The organism is Streptacidiphilus jeojiense (assembly GCF_000719095.1).
Taxonomy (GTDB): domain Bacteria; phylum Actinomycetota; class Actinomycetes; order Streptomycetales; family Streptomycetaceae; genus Streptacidiphilus; species Streptacidiphilus jeojiensis.
Genome location: NZ_JOEH01000047.1, coordinates 26,061 through 45,387 on the forward strand (window position 1 = coordinate 26,061; position 19,327 = coordinate 45,387).

At 69.3% G+C, this 19,327-nt stretch carries 19 protein-coding genes; 11 read left to right on the plus strand and 8 right to left on the minus strand.

Annotated features, from left to right (window positions below; genetic code table 11):
• Positions 1-71: 71 nt before the first annotated feature.
• The 8 genes from IF29_RS0138630 to IF29_RS0138665 form a co-directional block, all read right to left on the minus strand.
• Positions 72-767 (minus strand): Fic/DOC family protein, encoded by a 696-nt coding sequence (locus IF29_RS0138630; protein WP_063757717.1) that lies wholly within the window; start codon positions 765-767, stop codon positions 72-74.
• Positions 764-1,012 (minus strand): antitoxin VbhA family protein, encoded by a 249-nt coding sequence (locus IF29_RS0138635; RefSeq protein ID WP_198037673.1) that lies wholly within the window; start codon positions 1,010-1,012, stop codon positions 764-766. Before IF29_RS0138635 ends, IF29_RS0138630 begins: the two co-directional genes overlap by 4 nt.
• A 41-nt stretch (positions 1,013-1,053) precedes the next feature.
• Positions 1,054-1,308, minus strand: coding sequence for a hypothetical protein (locus tag IF29_RS0138640; RefSeq protein ID WP_030266238.1), 255 nt, complete (start codon positions 1,306-1,308; stop codon positions 1,054-1,056).
• Between the two features lie 143 nt (positions 1,309-1,451).
• Entirely contained in the window at positions 1,452-2,105 is a 654-nt protein-coding gene (locus IF29_RS0138645; RefSeq protein WP_030266242.1) for a hypothetical protein, read from the minus strand.
• 19 nt (positions 2,106-2,124) lie between these two features.
• On the minus strand, positions 2,125-2,703 hold the full coding sequence (locus IF29_RS0138650; RefSeq protein WP_157624153.1) for a hypothetical protein: 579 nt from the start codon (positions 2,701-2,703) through the stop codon (positions 2,125-2,127).
• A 91-nt stretch (positions 2,704-2,794) separates the two neighbouring features.
• Complete coding sequence (locus IF29_RS0138655; RefSeq protein WP_030266248.1) at positions 2,795-4,372, minus strand: ParB/RepB/Spo0J family partition protein; 1,578 nt, start codon at positions 4,370-4,372, stop codon at positions 2,795-2,797.
• 437 nt (positions 4,373-4,809) lie between these two features.
• Positions 4,810-5,595: a phosphotransferase family protein gene (locus tag IF29_RS0138660; RefSeq protein WP_198037674.1), complete on the minus strand. Its 786-nt coding sequence runs from the start codon at positions 5,593-5,595 to the stop codon at positions 4,810-4,812.
• 119 nt (positions 5,596-5,714) lie between these two features.
• Positions 5,715-7,070 (minus strand): helix-turn-helix domain-containing protein, encoded by a 1,356-nt coding sequence (locus IF29_RS0138665; RefSeq protein WP_051726600.1) that lies wholly within the window; start codon positions 7,068-7,070, stop codon positions 5,715-5,717.
• A 206-nt stretch (positions 7,071-7,276) separates the two neighbouring features.
• On the opposite strand from IF29_RS0138665, the gene IF29_RS0138670 reads away from it, so the two are divergent.
• The 11 genes from IF29_RS0138670 to IF29_RS0138735 all read left to right on the plus strand — a co-directional run bounded on the left by IF29_RS0138670 (position 7,277) and on the right by IF29_RS0138735 (position 19,246).
• A complete protein-coding gene (locus IF29_RS0138670) occupies positions 7,277-8,512 on the plus strand; it encodes a helix-turn-helix domain-containing protein (protein ID WP_030266257.1) in 1,236 nt (411 codons plus the stop codon).
• Positions 8,513-8,568: 56 nt separating this feature from the next.
• Positions 8,569-8,832 carry a hypothetical protein gene (locus IF29_RS0138675; RefSeq protein ID WP_157624154.1) on the plus strand — a complete coding sequence of 88 codons (264 nt, stop codon included), beginning with the start codon at positions 8,569-8,571 and terminating at the stop codon, positions 8,830-8,832.
• 206 nt (positions 8,833-9,038) lie between these two features.
• A complete protein-coding gene (locus IF29_RS42860) occupies positions 9,039-9,578 on the plus strand; it encodes an ATP-binding protein (protein ID WP_037598322.1) in 540 nt (179 codons plus the stop codon).
• An 86-nt stretch (positions 9,579-9,664) separates the two neighbouring features.
• Positions 9,665-10,147: a hypothetical protein gene (locus IF29_RS0138685; protein WP_030266265.1), complete on the plus strand. Its 483-nt coding sequence runs from the start codon at positions 9,665-9,667 to the stop codon at positions 10,145-10,147.
• Positions 10,148-10,307: 160 nt separating this feature from the next.
• Complete coding sequence (locus IF29_RS48285; RefSeq protein WP_030266269.1) at positions 10,308-10,487, plus strand: DUF5999 family protein; 180 nt, start codon at positions 10,308-10,310, stop codon at positions 10,485-10,487.
• 2 nt (positions 10,488-10,489) lie between these two features.
• Positions 10,490-12,601 (plus strand): methyltransferase, FxLD system, encoded by a 2,112-nt coding sequence (gene fxlM / locus IF29_RS47195; protein ID WP_198037675.1) that lies wholly within the window; start codon positions 10,490-10,492, stop codon positions 12,599-12,601.
• Positions 12,602-12,660: 59 nt separating this feature from the next.
• A complete protein-coding gene (locus IF29_RS45595; protein ID WP_084715493.1) occupies positions 12,661-12,798 on the plus strand; it encodes an FxLD family lanthipeptide in 138 nt (45 codons plus the stop codon).
• 286 nt (positions 12,799-13,084) lie between these two features.
• Entirely contained in the window at positions 13,085-16,156 is a 3,072-nt protein-coding gene (locus tag IF29_RS0138720) for a lantibiotic dehydratase (protein ID WP_051726601.1), read from the plus strand.
• Positions 16,153-17,325, plus strand: coding sequence for a lanthionine synthetase C family protein (locus IF29_RS42865; RefSeq protein ID WP_051726602.1), 1,173 nt, complete (start codon positions 16,153-16,155; stop codon positions 17,323-17,325). The genes IF29_RS0138720 and IF29_RS42865 overlap by 4 nt, the downstream gene beginning before the upstream one ends.
• Entirely contained in the window at positions 17,322-18,329 is a 1,008-nt protein-coding gene (locus IF29_RS0138730) for a thiopeptide-type bacteriocin biosynthesis protein (protein ID WP_051726603.1), read from the plus strand. The genes IF29_RS42865 and IF29_RS0138730 overlap by 4 nt, the downstream gene beginning before the upstream one ends.
• Positions 18,326-19,246 (plus strand): hypothetical protein, encoded by a 921-nt coding sequence (locus IF29_RS0138735; RefSeq protein WP_030266287.1) that lies wholly within the window; start codon positions 18,326-18,328, stop codon positions 19,244-19,246. Before IF29_RS0138730 ends, IF29_RS0138735 begins: the two co-directional genes overlap by 4 nt.
• Positions 19,247-19,327 lie beyond the last annotated feature (81 nt).

A 19,327-nucleotide genomic window follows, 5' to 3' on the forward strand; every position in this document is an offset into this window, starting at 1 on the left:
GGTGCTCCGCGAGGGAGAACCGTAGGTCGTTCAGGGTAGCCCAGGGCGCGGGGCTACCTCGATCCGTTCTTCTACAGCCGGTACGTCGGCGGCTTCGGCGCTCCGGGGTTCAGCGCCGGCGGGCGCTCCACCAGCTGCTGTACGGCCGCCACCGCGGGGCCGGCTATCGGCTGCTCCTTGGCCCGGCTGGTCGCCGGGGTGACGAGGTCGGCGAACATCGCCCGGAGCGGACCCTCCTGCCCCAGGTAGGAGGCGATGGAGGCGAGCCGGTTGCGTTCCGGGTCCATGCGGGACCAGGAGATCGTGTATCCGGCGGCAGTGGCGAGCTGTCCGAGGAACGCCCTCTGGGTCCGGCCGTTGCCCTCACGGAACGGGTGCAGGGCGTTGACGTCGCCGTAGAGGTCGGCCGCCTTCGCGCTGAACGTCCCCTGGTCCAGTCCGCGCAGGTGGTCTGCGCGGGCCAGCTTGCGGAAGATGTCCGCAGCGAAGCCCTCGATGTTCTGCACGGGGCAGAAACCCGTGTCCTTGCCGATCTCCACGGTGCGCAGCTGGCCGGCCCAGGGGTAGATGCTGCCGAATACCTCGCGGTGGAGGGCCTGGAGGTGGGCGAGGTCCCAGGTACCGGCGATCGGCCGTTCCAGCAGCCTGGTGAGCCTGGCGCTGGTGATGTCCGCCTCTGCCGCCGCCAGTTCCTTGCCATCGGTGATCCCGAGGGAGTTCCGCAGGATGCCGGACTCCGGGTCGAGGTAGGGGTCGGTCGTCGTCATTCGGCGCCCGGCTCGGCCTGTCGGCGGTAGCGCTGCTCAGCACGGGCCACGAGCTCGTCGGCGGTGAGGCTGCCGCTGACGTAGCGCTCGGCGTCGTCGTCGTAGGCGGTGCTGGTCTCCAGCCCTTCGGCTGCGAGTGAGCCGCGGACCGACTCGACCGCGGCCCGGCGCTGGGCCTGGTCGTTGTGGTGGTTGTCCATGGTGGTGCCCTTCGTGCTCGGCCCGTGGTGCAGAGCCGTTCTCATGCTAGGTGGGTGCCCCGACGATCGTCACGGGGTGTCCGCGCCTACGTCTCCTGCTGTTGCGGGGGGCGGGGGCCGCCGGGGTAGTACAGGCGCTGGCCGCGCCACGTCCGGGTGCCGTCCGGGGTGACCTGGTGCACCGCGAGGCGGTAGCGGATCATGCTGCTGCCTTCGCCGCCTGCCTCCAGCTCGGCGGAGAGCTGGAGGCAGGCGGCGTCCAGGGCCTCGGGCACGCCGGTCCGGGTGACGGCTCGGAGCTGGCCGGTGTCGCCGTCGCTGATCTCGTAGAGGGTGGGCATCGGTCCTTCCTGGTCCTCTGGGCTCCCGTTCATCGTCGGCGGGAGAGCCGCCGGCCGGGCCTTCGCTGCCTTCGACCGGATGCGCCGCGATGGCGGGGGCTCGATGCCCCCGCCATCGCGCCGCGCGCCGACTGCCGCCGGGCCTACGCCGCCAGTTGCCCGCTCGTCGCGGGCAGACCGTCCGGTCGCTGCCACTTCGGGGCGACCGGTCCAGCGCTGATGATCCGCTCTTGCTCCTCCGCCGCTGTCAGCTCCTCGGCGAGCTCGGCTGTGAGGTGGCAGATTTTCTCCTCCAGCTCCCTGATGGCGGCGGCGTGCAGCCGGAGCCTGGCAGGAGCGTGACGCTGTTCATGCGCTCGGTGGAGCTGCTGCGCCCATGGCTGGGCGAGCCAGTGCTGCGTGATGGTGTAGACGATCTCTGCCGTCCGGCGGCGGGTACCGTCCGGGGCCTCCGGGTCGTAGCCGCCGGTGCCTTCTCGGCGGACGCCGAGCCAGCCGCTGGCGCGGTCCGGCCGCATGGCAGAGGCACGGTAGACCGTCCACGCGGCGAGGGTGACGCCGAACACCGTCGGCGGGTCCTCGAAGCGCTTGGTAAAGGGGCTTTCGGCGGGTTTCCCGTAGGTCAGCTGAATGGATGGCTCGGTGCAGCAGTCGCAGCGGTAGTGGTCGGACGTCCACCCGAGGGTGATCGTCCCGTCTACCTCTGCGATCCGGTAGAGGGCGGCTCCAAGGGTCCAGTCCAGGGAGACGGAGACGTGGAGCTTACGCCCGGCAGGGGTGGTCAGGACGGTGAACAAAGTGCCTCCTGGCTGACGTTCAGGCCGCGATGCGCAGCGACGGCGCTTCCGCGTGCCCAGCGGTGATGGAGGCGAGCGGGGGAAGCTCGGGCCAGATTCGGGCGGCGTGCCCGTAGGCCGTGGTCCAGGCGGATGCCTGGCTGATGACGGCGGCGTGATCTGCCGCAATGATCAGCAGTCCGCCCAGCTGTACCCGGATCTGCGGTGCGCGGTTGGGGCTGGCCTCGGAGGTGAGGCAGTCAACCGAGGTGGTGACCTCCGCCGCGAAGTGCAGGTGTCCAGCGGTCACACCTCCGGCGGCGGGGACGCGGCTGCTGCCGCCAGAGCTGTCGCCCTGGAACACCCGCGCGGCGAGGGAGAGCGCATCGGACCACGCGGTGTAGGCGGCGTAAGCGGGCTGGGGACAGGTGATCCGGATGCGGGCCGCTGGCATGGCGAGCAGGACGCTGCGGGCCATGCACACCGCCTCGACGGTGTGGCTTCCCTGGAGTTGAACGGCGAGATCGGCGCGCACCCTTGGCGCGGGAAGTTCCGGGTGCTGAGGCTGAATGGGGTGGAGGTTGAACACTTCGGCTCCGAGCGTGGTGGCGGTGGCCACGTGCTGGAGGGCTCTGGTTGGAGCCCTCCAGCACGTACCGGTGATCGGCGGGGAGGGGCCGGGGCGCTGAGTGCGCCCCGGCCCGCTGCCCTTATGCGGCGATCGGCTCGTCAATCTCCGGGTAAAGCTCCTCCAGGCTCACCACCTCGCCGGACTCGTCGTCCTGCGTCTCGTCGGCGGCTTCCTCGTCCTCACCGCCCGTAGATTCGGGCTCGGCACTGGCCTCGGCGTCCTGGCCGTCGTCGCCCTCGTCGTCCCAGTCCTCCTCATCCTCCGCATCGGCTTCGGCCTCCTCCGCCTTGGCCTTCTCCTCCTGCTCCCGGAGGGTTTCCAGTAGTTCAGCTTCGGGGTCGCACAGGGTGTATCCGGCGCTCTCCAGCACCTCGAACCACCAGATCACGTTCGGGCGGTGCGCACTGCCCCACGCCTGGCCGACCATGTCGATCTTTTCTTCCATCACTGCGGCTGCCATCGCCACCGCTGCGAGCGGCTGCCGCGCCTCGGCCATCCGGCCAACCTTGATCTTGAAGTCTTCGCCCTGGTCCTCCCCCGGCTTCGCCACCCCCAGGAAGTCCAGCGCCTTGCTGCGGGTCCGGTCGGTCCTCTCGAAACCGAGGACGAAGAGGACTTCGAGCGAGGCCAGCAGCAAGCCCTTCGGCATCTTCTTCGACTGGCAGAGCTTCTGGATGCCCTCCATACGGAGTTCCCGGGCGATGGCCAGCGCCTGCCGCCGCTCCTCCTGCTGGCGCTTGGCCTCCTCGCTCCGGGCCGCTTCGGCGGCCTCCTCCTCCGGCGTCTTGTAGGTGTAGTAGGAGGTGACGGTGTGGCCGTACCGCTTCGGGTCACGGCAGATGAACAGCGGCTTGGGGTCGCTGTAGGCGTAGTTCTCGATGCAGGCAGCGTGACCGGGGCACTCCGCGTGGGTCTCCGGAGTGAACTTCTCACCGTCCGGGCCTTCGATCTGGTGGAGGTGGACCTCCTTGCCGCTGCTGTAGCTCAGCCCGATGGGCTTAGGCACCACCTGGACGCCGTCCTTGAGCAGCTTCGCCTTCATCTCGGCAAGCTGAATGTCCCGCTCGCGCTTCTTCTCCTCCTCCTTGAGCCGGTAATCGAGCTTGTTCTTGCCCTGCGCGGCTGCCTCACTGAGCCGCTTGTACGCCTTGGGGTCGCTCTCGAAGCTGCCCAAAGCCAGCGCGGTTTCCAAGTCCATCTGACCCGAGTCCACCGCGTCCTTGGTGGTCTGCGGCATCTGGTGAAGCTTGAGGGAGGCGCGAACGGCCTCGCGCTTCTTGCCCACCTTCTTGGCGATCTCGCTTTCGCTCATACCGAGATCCATCGCCAGCTGTGCATATGCGGCAGCGATCTGACTTTCCGTCATGTCCTTGCGGTGGATGTTCTCGATCAGCTGCGCCACGATGCGGAGCGCGTCCGCGCCGAGGTCGTAGCGAACGATCACATCAACGGTGCGCTTGGCCTCAATCGCCGCAACGGTGCGACGGTTTCCGAGGATGACGGCGAGCCCGTCCTCATAGGGCGTCGCCACGACCGGCTGAACCAGGCCGTTCTCACGGATCGACTCCACGAGTTCGGCGTCCAGATCGGCGGGGCGAACATTGCTGGTCCTGATCAGCTCGTTCGGGTCCACATCCAGGATGAGGCGCTTGCTCACCGGGCTGGGCTCCTGGCCCTCATCGGTCTCAACGGGGTTGATTTCAGCGATAGTTGCAGTCAACGCATTCCTCCAGCGTGATCACCGTGGTCTCGTCCTGCTGGCGGGGGTGCCATCCCCTCCAACAAGAACAATACTACAGTAACTAGGGTCTGCGGTCAACTGCAAAGGTGCCCTGAGCTGGCCTTTTTCATGATCACTTACGGGTCGGCGGCGACGGCGGCCAGCCACCACCCTTCGCAGACCGGGGATGCCCCCGGCCCCCCGAGAGCAGTTCCAGGGGCAAGGCGGCGGGGGTCAAGGGCCAGCCGCAGGCTGGTCGCGCAGCGACGCGACGAAGGAGCGCCCTTGATGCCCGCCGCCGTTCCCGCACAATTCAGCGACAGGGGACCGGGAGTAGCAGCTTCGGCAATCACAACTCGGCCAGCCCGAAAGGTCTACGGCACTGGGCTCCAAGACCAGGGCCGCGGACCGTGGAGCCCTTGCAGGCACTCAACGCGGTGCACGGCGTGTTCGTGGGCAGCAGGGTGTTGCACCGCGATCTGGGCGGCGAAGCAGGCGAGGCGTAGCTCGCGGGCGCCGCGCAGCGTGGGGTACCCCGGCCAGTCCGTGACGTCGCAGCCGTAGGCCCGGCAGTAGCTCTGGTAGTCATCGGTGCTGACGGTGCCGGAGGTCTTGCAGGCGACTGCCGTGCTGGCCAGGTCCCATTCGCGGGGGCCGACGGCGGTGCGCTCGAAGTCCAGAAGGTGGGCGGTGCCGTCCGGGGTGACGGCGACGTTGCCGGCCCACGCGTCCCCATGGACTACGACGTGAGGAGCGGTTGCCGGAAGGGCGGCCCAGGTTGCTCGGAGGTGTGCCAGGTGGTCGTGGAGCCAGGCTCGCTGCATGGGGTCAAGATCGGTCTGGCCGATCCGGTCGTCCAGGCGGACGAAGGGATCGACGACGCCGAGGTCCAACCCCGCGGGGACCGGAAGGGAGTGGAGCCGCCGCAGGAGGCCGGCCAGCTCCACGACCGTCCCGGCGCGGTGGGGACCGAGGTCGTGCCACCAGGTGACCGCACGGCCGCCGACGTCCCGGGCCTGCGGCAGCTCCCTGATCGGCTGCACCGCGGGGATGCCGTTCTCCGCCAACCACGATGCGACGCGCACCTCACGGGCGGCAGCCTGCTGCTGCCCGTCACGGGCGATCCGAGCGACGAGGCCAAGGTTCGGCACCCGCCACATCGCATTTTCACCGAGCCGGATCAGCTCTGCGCTGTCGGCCTGACCGGGTATACCCGCTACGTCGCAGGCTGCCCGCAGGTGTTCCCTGCTTGCCTCTACGGCCATGACTGCCGGAGCCGTCACCGGCCGACCGCCGCCGCGATCCGTTCCCGGATGGCGGTGGTGCCGGGCGCTCGGAGCCGGGTGGCGATGCGGGCGAACTCACCGAGGTCGGAGGCTGCGCGCCGGCTGTGGACCTGGCCTACGTCGTCCAGTGCCTGGTGGGCCACGATCATCGCCTCCTGCGGGTCGCCGGTCACCAACAGGAGCGTAGCGAGTCTGCTGACGGACATGGCGCGGCTACGGCGGAAGGCGTCGGGATGGCCAGCCACAGCGGTGCGAAGGCGCTCTGCGGCCTGGTCGGGCGGCAGAAGCCCGGCGATGGCGAGATCCCGCAGGGCGTGGCCGGTGTCGCCCTGGTGCTGCGGCTCGTCGTAGTACGCCAGCCACGCCGGCTCGTCGTCGCCCCATGGGCTGGTGAACAGTGCGTCGGAGGCATCGACCGCTGCGAGCGACAGCCGCTGCTGGCCGAGCAGGGCGTAGGCGCGAGCCCGACAGTTCTGCAACGCCGCCTGTGCCCGAGGGGGGATGCGATCAGCACGCACCAGACCCACTTCGGCGAGGGTCAGCGCGGCGTCCGGGCGGTCAAGCCAGATGGCTTGGCGCGAACGCCAGTTAAGCACGCTGGCCCGCAGAACCCAGTCGTCCGCCTCTTCCGCGCAGGTGGTGGCCACACCGAAAAGTGCCTTAGCAGCATCGTGGTCGAACGCGTCGAATCTATTACTGCCAAGGGTCAGCGCCAACCGCCCAGTAGCAGCCAGTAGTTGAGGGCGCAGGCGCGGAGGGCAGTCACCCGCTCTCTCTACGCTTTGCCGGAGCACCCCGAGGGCAGCGGTCTGGAAGATCGCTCCCGAGCTTCCGTGGACGTTGCCCCACTCCCGGAGCTGCCGGGAGGTCTCCTCCACGGTGACGACGTCGGCTGGGCCGATGCGCGGACCGAGGCCGCCCTCCTGGCCGAGAGAGGCCAGGGCGCTGGCCAGACCTAAGGAGTCGGGGGCCAGCAACATACGGCGTTTCACAGACGGCTCCTTGGGTGATCGGCTCGTGGCCAGGATGCCGGTCGCCGCCGCCGGAGAGTTCGTCTTGCCGTGGTTGTCCGCTTGCCCGCGCCGTCTGTCCGCTTCGGCCTTGGCAAAGGGCCGGAATCGGGCCAGAACGCCGCCGGTGCGCAGCTCCTGGTCCATCTTTCCGGCGTGCTCGACTGAGAGCAGTCGGTCACCCTTCTCGATCTTCTCGACAGCGTCTGCACTGAGGCCGACTGCATCCCCCAGTTGCTTCGGCGTCAGGCCGCGCAGCTCGCGCCAGTACCTGATCTCCGCACCGAACCAGTCGGCAGCCGAACGCGTCGGTTGCAGGGGTCTCCTTGGCTGCGGCACGTCCCCCTCCTCCCACAAGGCGCGGCGCCGAGCAGAGGCGCAGCAGATCTCTGATCTATTACACCGCGTCACCTGCCCTTCGGTGGCCAGATTCCGCCCAGCTGCCTGATCGGCAGAGGCATCGGTCGGGATTGCAGTGCACGGACCCCCGGAGCGTCAGTACCTTGGAATCGCTGGTGCTGGAGCCTTGAGTCAGGAGTAAGCCGGTGATCGAGGAGGCCGAGGAGATCGGGCGGCGTGTACGCCGAGCCCGGCTCCGCTTGGGGATGCCGCAAGCCGATCTCGCCGCAGCCCTCGGTCGGACCCAGGGCTGGGTGTCGCGGGTGGAGAGCGGGAAGATCGAACTGGACCGAGTGGGTCTGCTCAACCAGCTCGCTGCCGAGCTGCACGTCCACCCGAATGACCTGATCGGACGCCCTTACTCGGCCTCGCCGGCGCGCAACCAATGGCAGGTCCACGTCTCGGCAATCCTGCGCGAGCTGCGTCGGTACGACCTGACGCCGGTCTTCGACGGGACGCCGCGGCCGTCAGCCGCGCTGTGGAGGGAGACGGTCCGTCTGCACCGCCTGCGGGACAGCTCTGCCAACGAGGCGATCGTCCAGGTACTCCCGGACATGCTGCGGGAAGCCCGCGCCTTGGCGGAGGTCTCCTCGGGTCACGAGCGGGAAGAGGCGTTCGCCCTCTACGGCGTCATGTGCAAATTTGGGCACACTGCCGGCCACGTGCTCGGCCACCCCGAGCTGGTGGCCATGGCTTGCGAGCGTGCTGCCTGGGCTGCTCAGCACTCCGCTGACCCCGTCCTCGTTGCCGTGGCCGACTGGATGCGGGTCTGGGATATGTGGGCAACCGCCGACTGGGCCGACTCCCTGGACCTCACCGACAAGGCACTGCTGGAGCTCGAACCAGCGTGGAACCGCGGTGAGCCACTGACGCTGCGGGCATGGGGCTCGCTCCAGCTCCGGGCAGCCGTCGCAGCCGCCCGCGCAGGAGACACCACCGAGGCGAACAGCCGCATTGCGTCCGCCAAGGTCGCCGCTGACCGGGTGGACGAAGAGGAGTCGTCGGGGCCGCAGGTGTTCGACCGGCACTCACTGACCTTCAGCGCCGGCAACGTACAGATCCACGCGGTGTCGGTCGCGCTGGAGATGCACGACCAGTCCCGCGCCCTGCGCCTGAACGCCCGAACGAATCCGACCGTCGTGGCCGCCCTGCCGAACTCCCGCCAGGGGCACCACCACATGGATATTGCCCGCGCCCACCTCTGGGACGGCAACCGGGACCAGGCGCTCGCCTCCTTGGAACAGGCGGAGCGTCTGGCGCCGCAGCTGGTCCGCAACCATCCGATCGGTCGCTCAACCTTGCGGTCCATCGTCTACGCCGAGCGTGCAGGGACGCGGGAGAAGTTGCGCCGCATGTCGGACCGCTTCCACCTGGACGACTAACAGACGTATTCGCCAGATTCATATTCGCCTGCGCCAGCTCCCCTACCGTCGGGGACATGACTGAAAGTGATGAGACGGACACGGCGGCGAGCGGGTTACCCCAGTCGCCCAGGCCGTGGACCCCGCGTCTCGGCGATCTTGTGCACGACAGCAGCACGGACCGCTCCGCCGTCGTCGTCGCGCTTCCCGGCGACCACGGCCCGGACGCCCTGACCTACCACCTCGCCCTGCCGGGCGAGGTGGACAGGTGGTCGGTTCCGGGCGATGCCTCCACGCTCTCGCCCGCCGAGGACCTGCCGCCACCGCACCTGTCCGCTTGAACGTCCCCGCTGTCCGCTTCGGGAAGCCATCCGTTCGCATCGTGCCTGGTGGCGACCCCAGTCTGAGCCTGCAATGGGCTGCGGTAGCGGACAGAAAAACTCGTCCGCTTGGACACCCGTCACTTTCGGCCGCGCCAGGCGCTTAATGAGACAGAGCCGCCGACCTGCCCGGCAGCGGGCTCAGCCACCCCGAGAGGAGGAGCGCAGTGGGGACTTCCACAGCATTGCTTGTCGAGGACATGCCGATTGCGGCGAAGCGGCCGCCTGCGCTGCCCATCCTCGACCGCCAGCACTTGCGCCTGGTGGTCACCGGGACGGCCCCTCGTCTCGTCAGAGCGCTGACCGACCAGGCCCTCCACCTCTGGCGGGCACCGCGCGCCGTACGGCCCGATGTGCGCCTGGTCGCAACGGAGCTGGTGACGAACGTCCTCCAGCACACCCCCAGGAGCGAGGGCCGCCTCGACGTCTTCGACGTCGCGCTCGACCTGCTCGCCAGCTCCGCGGTCCGAGTCCTGGTGTTCGACATGAGCTCCGACATGCCGATCTGCCGAACGCCAGCACCGGGTGCCGAGGGCAGCCGCGGGCTGCTCGTGGTGCGCGGACTGGCGAGGGACTGGGGTGCCTTCCCACTCCCCAGCGGCGGCAAGGCGGTCTGGGCGGACGTCCCTCTGGCCGTCGAAGCGCCCAGGGACGGCACGGACCCGCGGATGGTGGCCCGGGTCCTCGGGGCGGTGAGGGACCTGTGACTGAACCCGCTGGGCGCGGTAGGACCGCGCCTACCGCGATGAGCCTCGACGCAGTCAACTCCTCAGAAGGGGAACGGAGAACGGTGATGGAGACGCGAACCCAGACCTGGTTCCATCCGGTCACCCGCACGGGCGGCCAGATCGCCGAGGCGACAGAGCGGCAGCTGCGTCGGTGGGGGACCGAGCTGACCACGGAGCAGATGATGCAGCTTGCTGTGGCGACCACCGCGATGCGTAGGGCCGCCATGTCGTGCAGCCAATCCGTGCAGCTTGAAGTCAACGTCACCCTCCAGCCGGGACACTCGGTCACCGTCGAGATGGTGGAGCGCTCCGGTGCCGAGCTGGCGGAGGAGCTGCTGCTCGCCCTCGACAGCATCGGCTGCCGCTGGGGTGTGGTTCCGAAGACTCGCGGCCCTGGCTGCACACTTTGGGCCGCCGTCGAGTTGCATGGCGCGTCGCGCTTCGCCGACACCGCCGTGCGACTCGCCCGCACGAGCCACGGGAGGGTGCTCCGGAAGGCACTTCCAGCGCCGCTGGAGCGCACCGCCCGGCGGTGGCTCGCCGCCTGATCTTCCCCGCGGCCGGTGAGCTCTGCTCCCGGCTGCGGGGAGACGCACCTCGGTCGGCCCCGAACTTCTGCTCTGGGCTCCCCCAGCCCTGTCAAGGGCCGGCCGAGCACCCTGCCGCGGGTTCTCCCGCCTTCGTCCCCCGCGCCTTCGGAGTCTGATGATGTGCCAGCACGAGACTGATTGCCCTCCGGCGGGCAGCGCCGATCGGCAGGCTGCCGTCGTGGTCGCCAGCTACCCCGGACAGGGATGGGCGCTGCTGTGCAACGGTGTCCTGGTCTTCGAGGACACCGGCATGGTGCTCCCCGACGGCAGATGCCTCGCTCCGACCGGGAGGGGGTAGCCATGAACAGCATCGAAGGGACGGACCCCGCCGCAGCGGCGCCCACCTCATCGGGGAGGGAAGAGGCGCTTCATCGGCTCGTCATCGCGGTGGCAGCGGCACGCCTCAGCGGCATCGCCGTCCAGAACCCCGGCGACGACCTGCCCGTGCTCCTCCTCCGAGACGGACACGGTCTCTACCTGGCCTCCGATTTCTCGCGCGAGAATGTCACTGCCTGGCTGGACGATGCGGGTGTGGATGCCACGGTCACACCGCACGACCATGAAGACCTGTTCGATGAGCTGCTAAAGATCACGCCGCGCAGCACAGAGGCCATCGCCGCACTCACCGCGGCCATTCTCCAGCCACGCGAGGCAGCACGGAAGGCGGCTGCCCTGCTCTCCACGCGCCTCACGCTGGCGGGGGTAGATGCCCGGGTCGACGACGGTGGCCCTGGGCTCGTCGTAGTGCAGATCGAAGACTTCGACTGGGACCCGGATTCGTGCAACGTCCTCCGGCTCGCGGTGTTGCTCGGCGGACCGGAGGCGATTTCGAAGGCCGGCCTGCACAGCTTCAAAGCCCGCCGCCGCTTGCACCGTCGGCTACACCTTCTCCTCGCCGCCGCAGTTGGCCCCGGTGCGGAACTGTCCTGGGACGACGGCTGCGTTCATGAGCCGGACAAGGTCACGGTCCGACTGCCGCTCGAACAGGCGGCGCGGCTGGAGGAACGCCTCAGCTGGTATCCGGAATCCGGATCGCGCTCAAGATCTTCCCTCTCCGCAAGTGCGCCTGCCCCGCAGGCAACGACGAGGGGGGAAACGCCGGGAGCACAATCCCCGGCCGCGGGAGAGGCGAGCATGCCCGACCCGTCCTCCAACAGAAAGGCCCCGACTATGAACTCTCCGTCCACCACAACCGACGAGGCCCAGGCAGAGCGCGACGAGCTGGTCCGCCAACTGCGGGACCTGGGCGCGGTTCGCACCGCGCCCGTGGCTGAGGCGGTCCGGCGAGTGCCGCGGCACCTGTTCGTGCCCCAGGAGGAGCGGGAGCAGGCGTACAAGCCGCAGGCACATGTGGTGACCAAGCGCGACCACCGGGGGGTTTCGATCAGCTCGGTCAGCGCCGCCCGCATCCAGGCGTTCCAGTTGGAGCAGGCCGCTCCCGAACCCGGCAACCGGGTGCTGGAGATCGGTTCCGGCGGCCTCAACGCCGCCTACCTGGACGAGATGGTCGGGGCCACGGGACAGGTCACCACGATCGACATCGACCCGGACGTCATTCAGCGCGCGGAAGGCTGCCTGGCCACGGCCGGCTACGGCCACGTCGTGGCACGCGTCGCCGACGGCGAGGAGGGGGTGCCTGACCGCGCTCCGTTCGACCGCATCCTCGTCACCGTCGAAGCCGCTGATCTGGCTCCGGCCTGGGTGCAGCAGCTGGCTGACCGCGGCCGTGTCGTCGTGCCGCTCCGCCTGCGGGGCATCACGCGCTCGCTGGTGTTCGAGCGGGAGGTCGATCACCTGGTGGCCAGTGAGCCCGAGGTCTGCGGCTTCGTTCCGATGCGCGGCGCCGGCGAGCTCCAGCAGGACCTGCTGGTCCTGCACGACGACGAGAAGGGACGGGTCGGCCTCCGCCTCGACGGAATCACAGCCGACGCGGAGGCACTGACCGCCGCATTGCACCAGCCCTCGGTGCAGGAGTGGACGGGCGTGGAGCTTGCCGCCGGTGCCCCCTACGACACCCTGGACCTGTGGCTCGCCACGCTGGTGGACGACTTCGCGCTGCTGGCTGCCAACCAGGAGGCACGCGAAAGCGGGCTGACCACCGGCTGGTCTCGGATGGGCCTTTCCACGCTGCTCTACGGCAAGGACTCGTTCGCCTACCTGTGCATGCGGCCCACGACCCCGGAGCGGATCGCGTTCGAGCTGGGGGCGACCGGACACGGTCCCAGTGCCCAGCAGGCCGCAGAGCTGCTGGCCGGACACATGCGGGCCTGGGGCGACCGCCGCGACGACCAGCCGACGATCCGGGCCTACCCGGCGGGCACCCCTGACGCGCAGCTGGCCCGCGGCCGAGTCATCGACCGCCGCCACCAGCGCTTCACGATCTCCTGGCCCAGCACCACCAGCGCGAGCTGAGCCGAGCTGGGGCCAGGCGCACCACCCATCTATCCCAACTCATCCGTCTGGAGGACGAGATGAACAGCACCGAGGACTTCGACCTCGACGTCAGCTTCGCCGACCGGGGCACCGTGATCGGCGAGCTCCTGAACAGCACCAGCGACGGCTGCGGCAGCACCGGCGCGAGCGCCTGCGCCGGCTGTGTCACCGACTGACGCAGCCACGAGCCGGTGCTGCGCCGGACATGCCGCAGCACCGGCTCCTGTTCGATCCCATTCCATGAGTTGGAGGACGAGATGAACAGCACCGAGGACTTCGACCTCGACGTCAGCTTCGCCAACCGCGGCACCGTGATCGGCGAGCTCCTGGACAGCACCAGCGACGCCCAGAACTGGAGGACGAGATGAACAGCACCGAGGACTTCGACCTCGACGTCAGCTTCGCCAACCGCGGCACCGTGATCGGCGAGCTCCTGGACAGCACCAGCGACGGGAGAACCGCATGTACCGCACCCTGAACGCCGGGTTGATCCGGGCTGTGGCGAAGCCCAGCAGCACGGAGTTGCCGCCTCGCCCGGCAGAGAAGGGCGACACCCTGGACACCGCGCGGTGGCGAGGCTGGATCACGGACGTCCAGCGGGACGCGGTTCTGATGGAATCCATCGCTGTCGCGTCGCCCCAGCTTCACGGGCGTCTGGTGGAGATCGGAAGCGGGCGTGAAGTCCGGCCCAAGCAGGTTCGTCGAGCTGCGCTCGCGCTCCACCGGTACGGCCTGCGCCGGGAACACCGAGCAACGCCCTTCGGCCTGTTCGCAGGCGTGGCGGCGCTCGGCCCCGCTGGCGTTGGCACCGAGTTGTGCTGGCAGGACGATCACCGGCCAAGGGCTCGCGTGGACGCGGCGTGGCTGGACCAGGTGGTCGCCGCGTTGGAGAGTTCGACAGAGCTGTTGGATCGCCTGTCGCTGGTAGCCGAGCCCTCCCTCTTCGTGCGCGATGACCGGCTGATCCTTCCGTGCCGACCCGGCTCCGAGGTGGCAGGAACCGCGCCGGGAGAGGTGAGTGTCCGCCACGCCCGTCCCGTGCAACTCGTCACCGAGCTGGCATCCACGCCGGTACCCTTCAACGTCTTGGTGGCGCGGGTGGCACAGCTCTGCGGAGGCGTCCCTGTCGAGACGGTGCGCAACCTCGTGCAGCAGCTGGTGACCACCGGCTTTCTCCACACCGGGCTACGGGCAGCCGCCACCGACACCGAGCCGCTGCTCACCCTGGTCCGACAGCTGTCCAAGGTACGAGCGCAGGACACCGACCAGAGTGCCGTCTTCCACGACTTGTACCTCCTGCACTCCCTGCTCCTCCGCCACGACCGGGCACCAGCGCACCGCCGCGCCGACCTGCGTCACCAAGCAACTGGCTTGATGATCCGCCACTGCGCGGTTGCCGACCCTCCGCTCAGCGTGGACCTGCGCTTGGACTGCACGCTCGCGCTGCCCGGTGTGGTGGTGAGGACGGCCGAGACCGCGGCCGACGTGCTGGCCCGGGTGACCCCCTTCCCGCAGGGCTCCCGCAGCTGGGTGGACTACCACCTCCGTTTCCTGGAGCGGTATGGCTCCGGTGCCGTGGTCCCGTTGCTGGAACTGACAGCTCCCGACACCGGGATCGGGCTGCCCGCCGGCTACCGCGGCTCAGCCCTCCCGCGGGCTGCCGCCGGGCTCAGCGATCGGCACCGCCTCCTGCTGTGGCTGGCCCAGTCGGCTGCGTTGGAGCAGCAGCGCGAGATCGAACTGACGGACGCTCTGCTAAGGGCTCTGGACGGGCGCGTTCCCGGTTCGAGCTACACGGATCTGCCCAGCCTGGATATGCGCTTCCGCCTGGAGGCCGCCACGGTCGCAGCGCTCGACACCGGTGACTTCCGGCTCGTGGTGAACGGCATAGCGCCCTGCGCCGGAGCCACTGCCGGCCGGTTCCTGGACCTTCTCCCGGCAACACAGCACGTGCAGTTCGCAAGCGCGCTGGCGAGCGCACCGTCGCTGGTGAAGGGGGCGCGGCGGGTCCAGGTCTCCAGCCCCCCGTTGAAGGCTCGCACCGGCAATGTCGCTCGCGTCCCACCGGTGCTGACGGACGTGGTTTCTGTGGGCGAGAGTTCGGCACCCGGTGGACTGCGGCTGAGGGAACTCGGAGTCGCGGGCGATGCGCAACGGCTGTACCTGGTTCACCTGAACAGCGGGCAGGTGATCGAACCGGCGATGCTGAGTGCGGTGGATCTGCGCGACCACACGCACCCCCTGGCCCGATTCCTCACCGAGCTGCCGCGTGCCCGGACTGCCGCGTTCGGTCCGTTCGCCTGGGGCGCGGCCGACCAACTCCCCTTTGTGCCCCGGGTCCGGCACGGCCGAGCGATCCTGTCTCCGGCTACCTGGCGCATCTCCGCGAGCGAGCTCGCCCCCGCTGCGGCCAGTCCGGAGGCGTGGCGCGCCAGCCTGAACGGCTGGCGCCACCGCGCCCATGCTCCGGTGCTGGTGGAAGCGGGCAGCGGCGACCGCACCCTGCACCTTGACCTTTCCGACCCTGCGGAAGCCGATCTGCTGCGCGCCGAGCTCAACCGCAGCGGTCACGTTCCGGTGCGAGAGGCCGCTCCGGCGAAGGCGGCAGGCTGGTTGGACGGCCGTGCCCACGAGATCACCCTCGCTCTCGGCTCCACCCAGCCCCCGCTGATCCACCGAGCACGCGTGATCGGGGCCGACAGGCCGACTCGCCGCATGCCGGGCTCTGGCTCCTGGGCGTTCCTCAAGCTCTACAGCCACCCCGAGCGCTTCGAGGATCTGCTGACCACCCACCTTCCGCGCCTGTGGGGCAGCAACGATTCCACGCCAGCCTGGTGGTTCATCCGCTACCGCGACCCCCAGCCGCACCTACGGCTTCGCATCGCCGCCGGCACCCCCCACGGCTTCGCCAACCTGATCATCGCGGTTGGCGCTTGGGCGGACGACCTCCAGCAACGCGGCTTGCTCAGCCGCGCCGTCTGGGACACCGACCACCCCGAGACCGGTCGCTACGGAAGCGGGACCACCCTGGACGCTGCGGAAGCAGTGTTCGCCGCCGACTCCGCAGCCGCTGTGCAGCAGCTGCTCGTCACCGAGACCAACGGCCTGGCTCCGTCGGCGGTGGTCGGAGCGAGTCTGGTGAACCTCGCCATCGACTTCCTCGGCGATACCGCTGCGGCGATGGCCTGGTTCCGCGACCACGTACGGACAACCGATGCCCCACACTCCGAGCGGAGTGTCCGTGACCAGGCGCTTCACCTCGCCGATCCCAAGCGCGGCACCGATCACATACGCCACCTTGGAGGCGGTCAGGAACTTCTCGACGCCTGGACGTCGCGCGCTACCGCGCTGGCCACCTACCGCATGCGACTGGTGGAGTCCGCCACGCTGCGGACGAGCACCGTGCTGCCGTCGCTGCTCCACATGCACCACATGCGGACCACCGGCCCCGACGAGCAGGCCGAACACGCGTCGCTCCTGCACGGCCGCGCTGCTGCCCTCTCCTGGATCTCACGGCAGGACCACCCCTCATGACAACCACTCTCTCCACCACCCCGATCACGCACGCGCAAAATCTGGCCAGCGGCACCATCGGCCGCGCCCTACTCGCCATCGAACGCGCCCACCACGACCTGGCTCCCTGGAACACCGCGAACTCGCTGCTGCGCGAGTGCACCACCGCGCTGGTCATCAGCGAGAGCGCCGGTGCCTCCCTGTACTTCGGTGCCCCCGCTGTCGGCCTCGCCCTGCACACGGCGAACAACGCAACTGGGCTCTATGAGCGTGCCCTTGAACAGATCGACGCTGAGGTCATAGCCCTGACCCACCGCCGCCTAGCCCTGGCCCACGCACGCATAGGCCGCGGGGCAGCCCCCCGCCTCAGTGAGTTCGATTTCTTCTACGGCCTGACCGGTCTGGGGGTCTACCACCTGCAACGAGGCACCGCGCCTGCTGCCCTGCGGGTGGTGCTCACCTATCTCGTCCGTCTCACCGAGGAACTGCCCGACGGCCGCCCCGGCTGGTGGACCGATCTCGACCCCTCGGGGCGGATCTCCTCGAACTTCCCCCAGGGGCACGGAAACGCGGGAACTGCCCACGGCGTCAGCGGCCCTCTGGCCCTACTGGCGCTGGCCTACCTGGACGGTACCGTCGTCCCCGGCCACCTCCTCGCCATCTCCCGCATCACCTCCTGGCTCGACTCCATCCGCCGGGGAACTGATGCAGCCTGCTGGTGGCCCGAGTGGACCACCACGATTCAAGACGACGGCACCGCGGCCGACCACAGCGTCCCCACCCGCCCCAGCTGGTGCTACGGCGTTCCCGGGCAGGCCCGCGCCCAACAGCTCGCCGCCCTCGCCCTGGGCGACGCCGACCGCCAGCGCCGAGCCGAGGAGGCCATGTTGCAGGGCCTGCGACGCACCGCCCTGCTGAACGAGAGCGGACTTTGCCACGGAATCACGGGTGCGCTACTCCTAGCCAACCGCATGGCCGACGACGCCCCGGCCGGATTCTTCGATCACGGCATCGGGCGACTGCTTGACCGGGCTAAGGCTGCTCCTACGGATGAGCACGATGGATTCCTCAACGGTGAGGCCGGTGTCCAACTCGCCCTACTCGCTGACCGGTACGCCTCGGAACCGTCCGCCGGCTGGGACGCCTTCCTCCTCGCACAGCACACGCCCGCAGAGGACGGTCCTCGATGAGTCACCTGGCGGTCAGCGAGAACGAGGTGCTGGCCTACATCGCCGCCTCCAACCCACCCCGTCCGATGCCCACCAGCGGAGGCCCGAACCTGCACGATGCCGCCGAGGTCTACCGAGCGGCTGGGGTCGCCGCGCTTGCCCAGCAACAGCACAGCACCTGGCTCCAGTACCGCCTGCAACCCACAGACTGGAAGGGCGCCGAACAGTACATAGCTGAACAGCTGGCCCCCTCGCTGGAACAGCTACGCACCGATGGAACGATCAGCAGCTGGTGGTTCCTTCGCAAGTACCCCTACTGGCGACTGCGCGTCCAGGCCGGCCCCGCTGCCACCCGCCAGCAGGCCAACCGTCAGCTCATCCACCTTCTCGACTTCGCCGTAACCTCCACCGCCCTCCAACGATGGACCGCCGGGCGCTACGAGCCCGAAGTCGTCGCGTTCGGCGAGGCCGTATTCGACGACGTCCACGCCTTCTTCCACGCCGACAGCAGCGCTGTGCTCACACTGGTCCGCAACAGCACAGCCCCGAACATGCCCGGACGACGCGAGCTCTCCCTTGTGCTGTGCAGCGCGATGCTGCGTTCCGCACGCCTCGACCCCCTCGAACGAGCCGACGTCTGGAACCGGGTCACGCAGCAACGCCCCCTGACGCCAGAGCCCAATCCACATCAACTCGCCAGCACCGCGGCCCGCCTCCAGCGACTTACGCAGCTGGACACCACGAACGCACCCGGCAGCCTGTTCGCTGCTGGCCAGCAACTCGATTCCACCGCCCCCTGGGCCGCCGCCTACCGCACCATCGGGCAGCGCCTCGCCGAAGCCGACGAGAGCGGCGTCCTCGACCGCGGCCTGCGCGCGACCCTGGCCACCCTCGTCCTGCACTCCTGGAACCGTCTCGGCGTGGCCACCCCCGCGCAGGGCCTCCTCGCCCGCGCTGCCTGCCTGGCCGCCAAGAACGACACCCTCGGCAGCACCCACACCACCGATCGGACCCCCGTCCGATGACTCGCCCCGACACCGACACTGCCGTCCGCATGCGCAATGCCCACCACCGCGCCCGCGTTCTCCTCGGACTCACCCCGGACCGCGGTGTCCCCGTCGCCTGGGGCTGGCGAGGCCGCACGCTGGGCCAAGCCGTCACCAACGGACCACAGCAGCTCTGGCTCCGCCTGGCGAGCCTCCCGGCCGGCTCCGGCGACCTCTTCTGGTGGGACGGGGCCACAGCCGCTCGCAGCCTTCCGCTCACCCTGCCCCGGCCGACCCTTCATTCCGTCACCGACTGGTCGGACGGCCGGTGGCAGTACCGCGCCGAGCTCTACGACCGCACTCCCCCAGCGGCAGCCAGCAGCACCTTCCTCACCGAGGACCCCGACCTTCCCGCACGTTGGTGGGCAGACCTGCGGAGGAGCCTCGACACCCTCAGTGAAGTGGAGACAGACCGCGAGGCCGTCCGGCAACATCGGCTCGACCGCTTGATGCCGCTCCTACTCGGCGCTCGCGTCGAAACGCACTCCCCCATCGCGTGGACCACCTGTCACGGCGACTTCCACTTCGCCAACCTCTGCGGCCCCTCCCTCCTCCTGCTCGACTGGGAGGGCTGGGGACGAGCACCCGCCGGCTACGACGCCGCCCGTCTCCACATCGCGGCGCTGTTCACGCCGCGGACCGCTCAGCGCGTGCGTACGGAACTGGCTGCCCACCTCGACACGCCCGCCGGCCGCTTCGCCGAGCTGGTGGTGATCACAGAACTCCTCGAAGCCGTCAGCCAGGGGACGGGGGTCGAACTCGGCAGCGCACTACGCGCACGGGCTCAGCTACTCCTCGGCCGCCGATCGGCTCCCTCCCAGGGCTCCGAGCGATCGAGAAGGAGGCAGGCGGGTGCCACGCGAGGTGGTATCCCCGTCTCCAGCTTGGACGTCTAGGGATTCACTGGCTCGAAGCCGTCCACGCCTTGGCGTGCCTGTCCAAGCAGCAGGCTGCCACCCCTTAGGCTTCAAATTTCG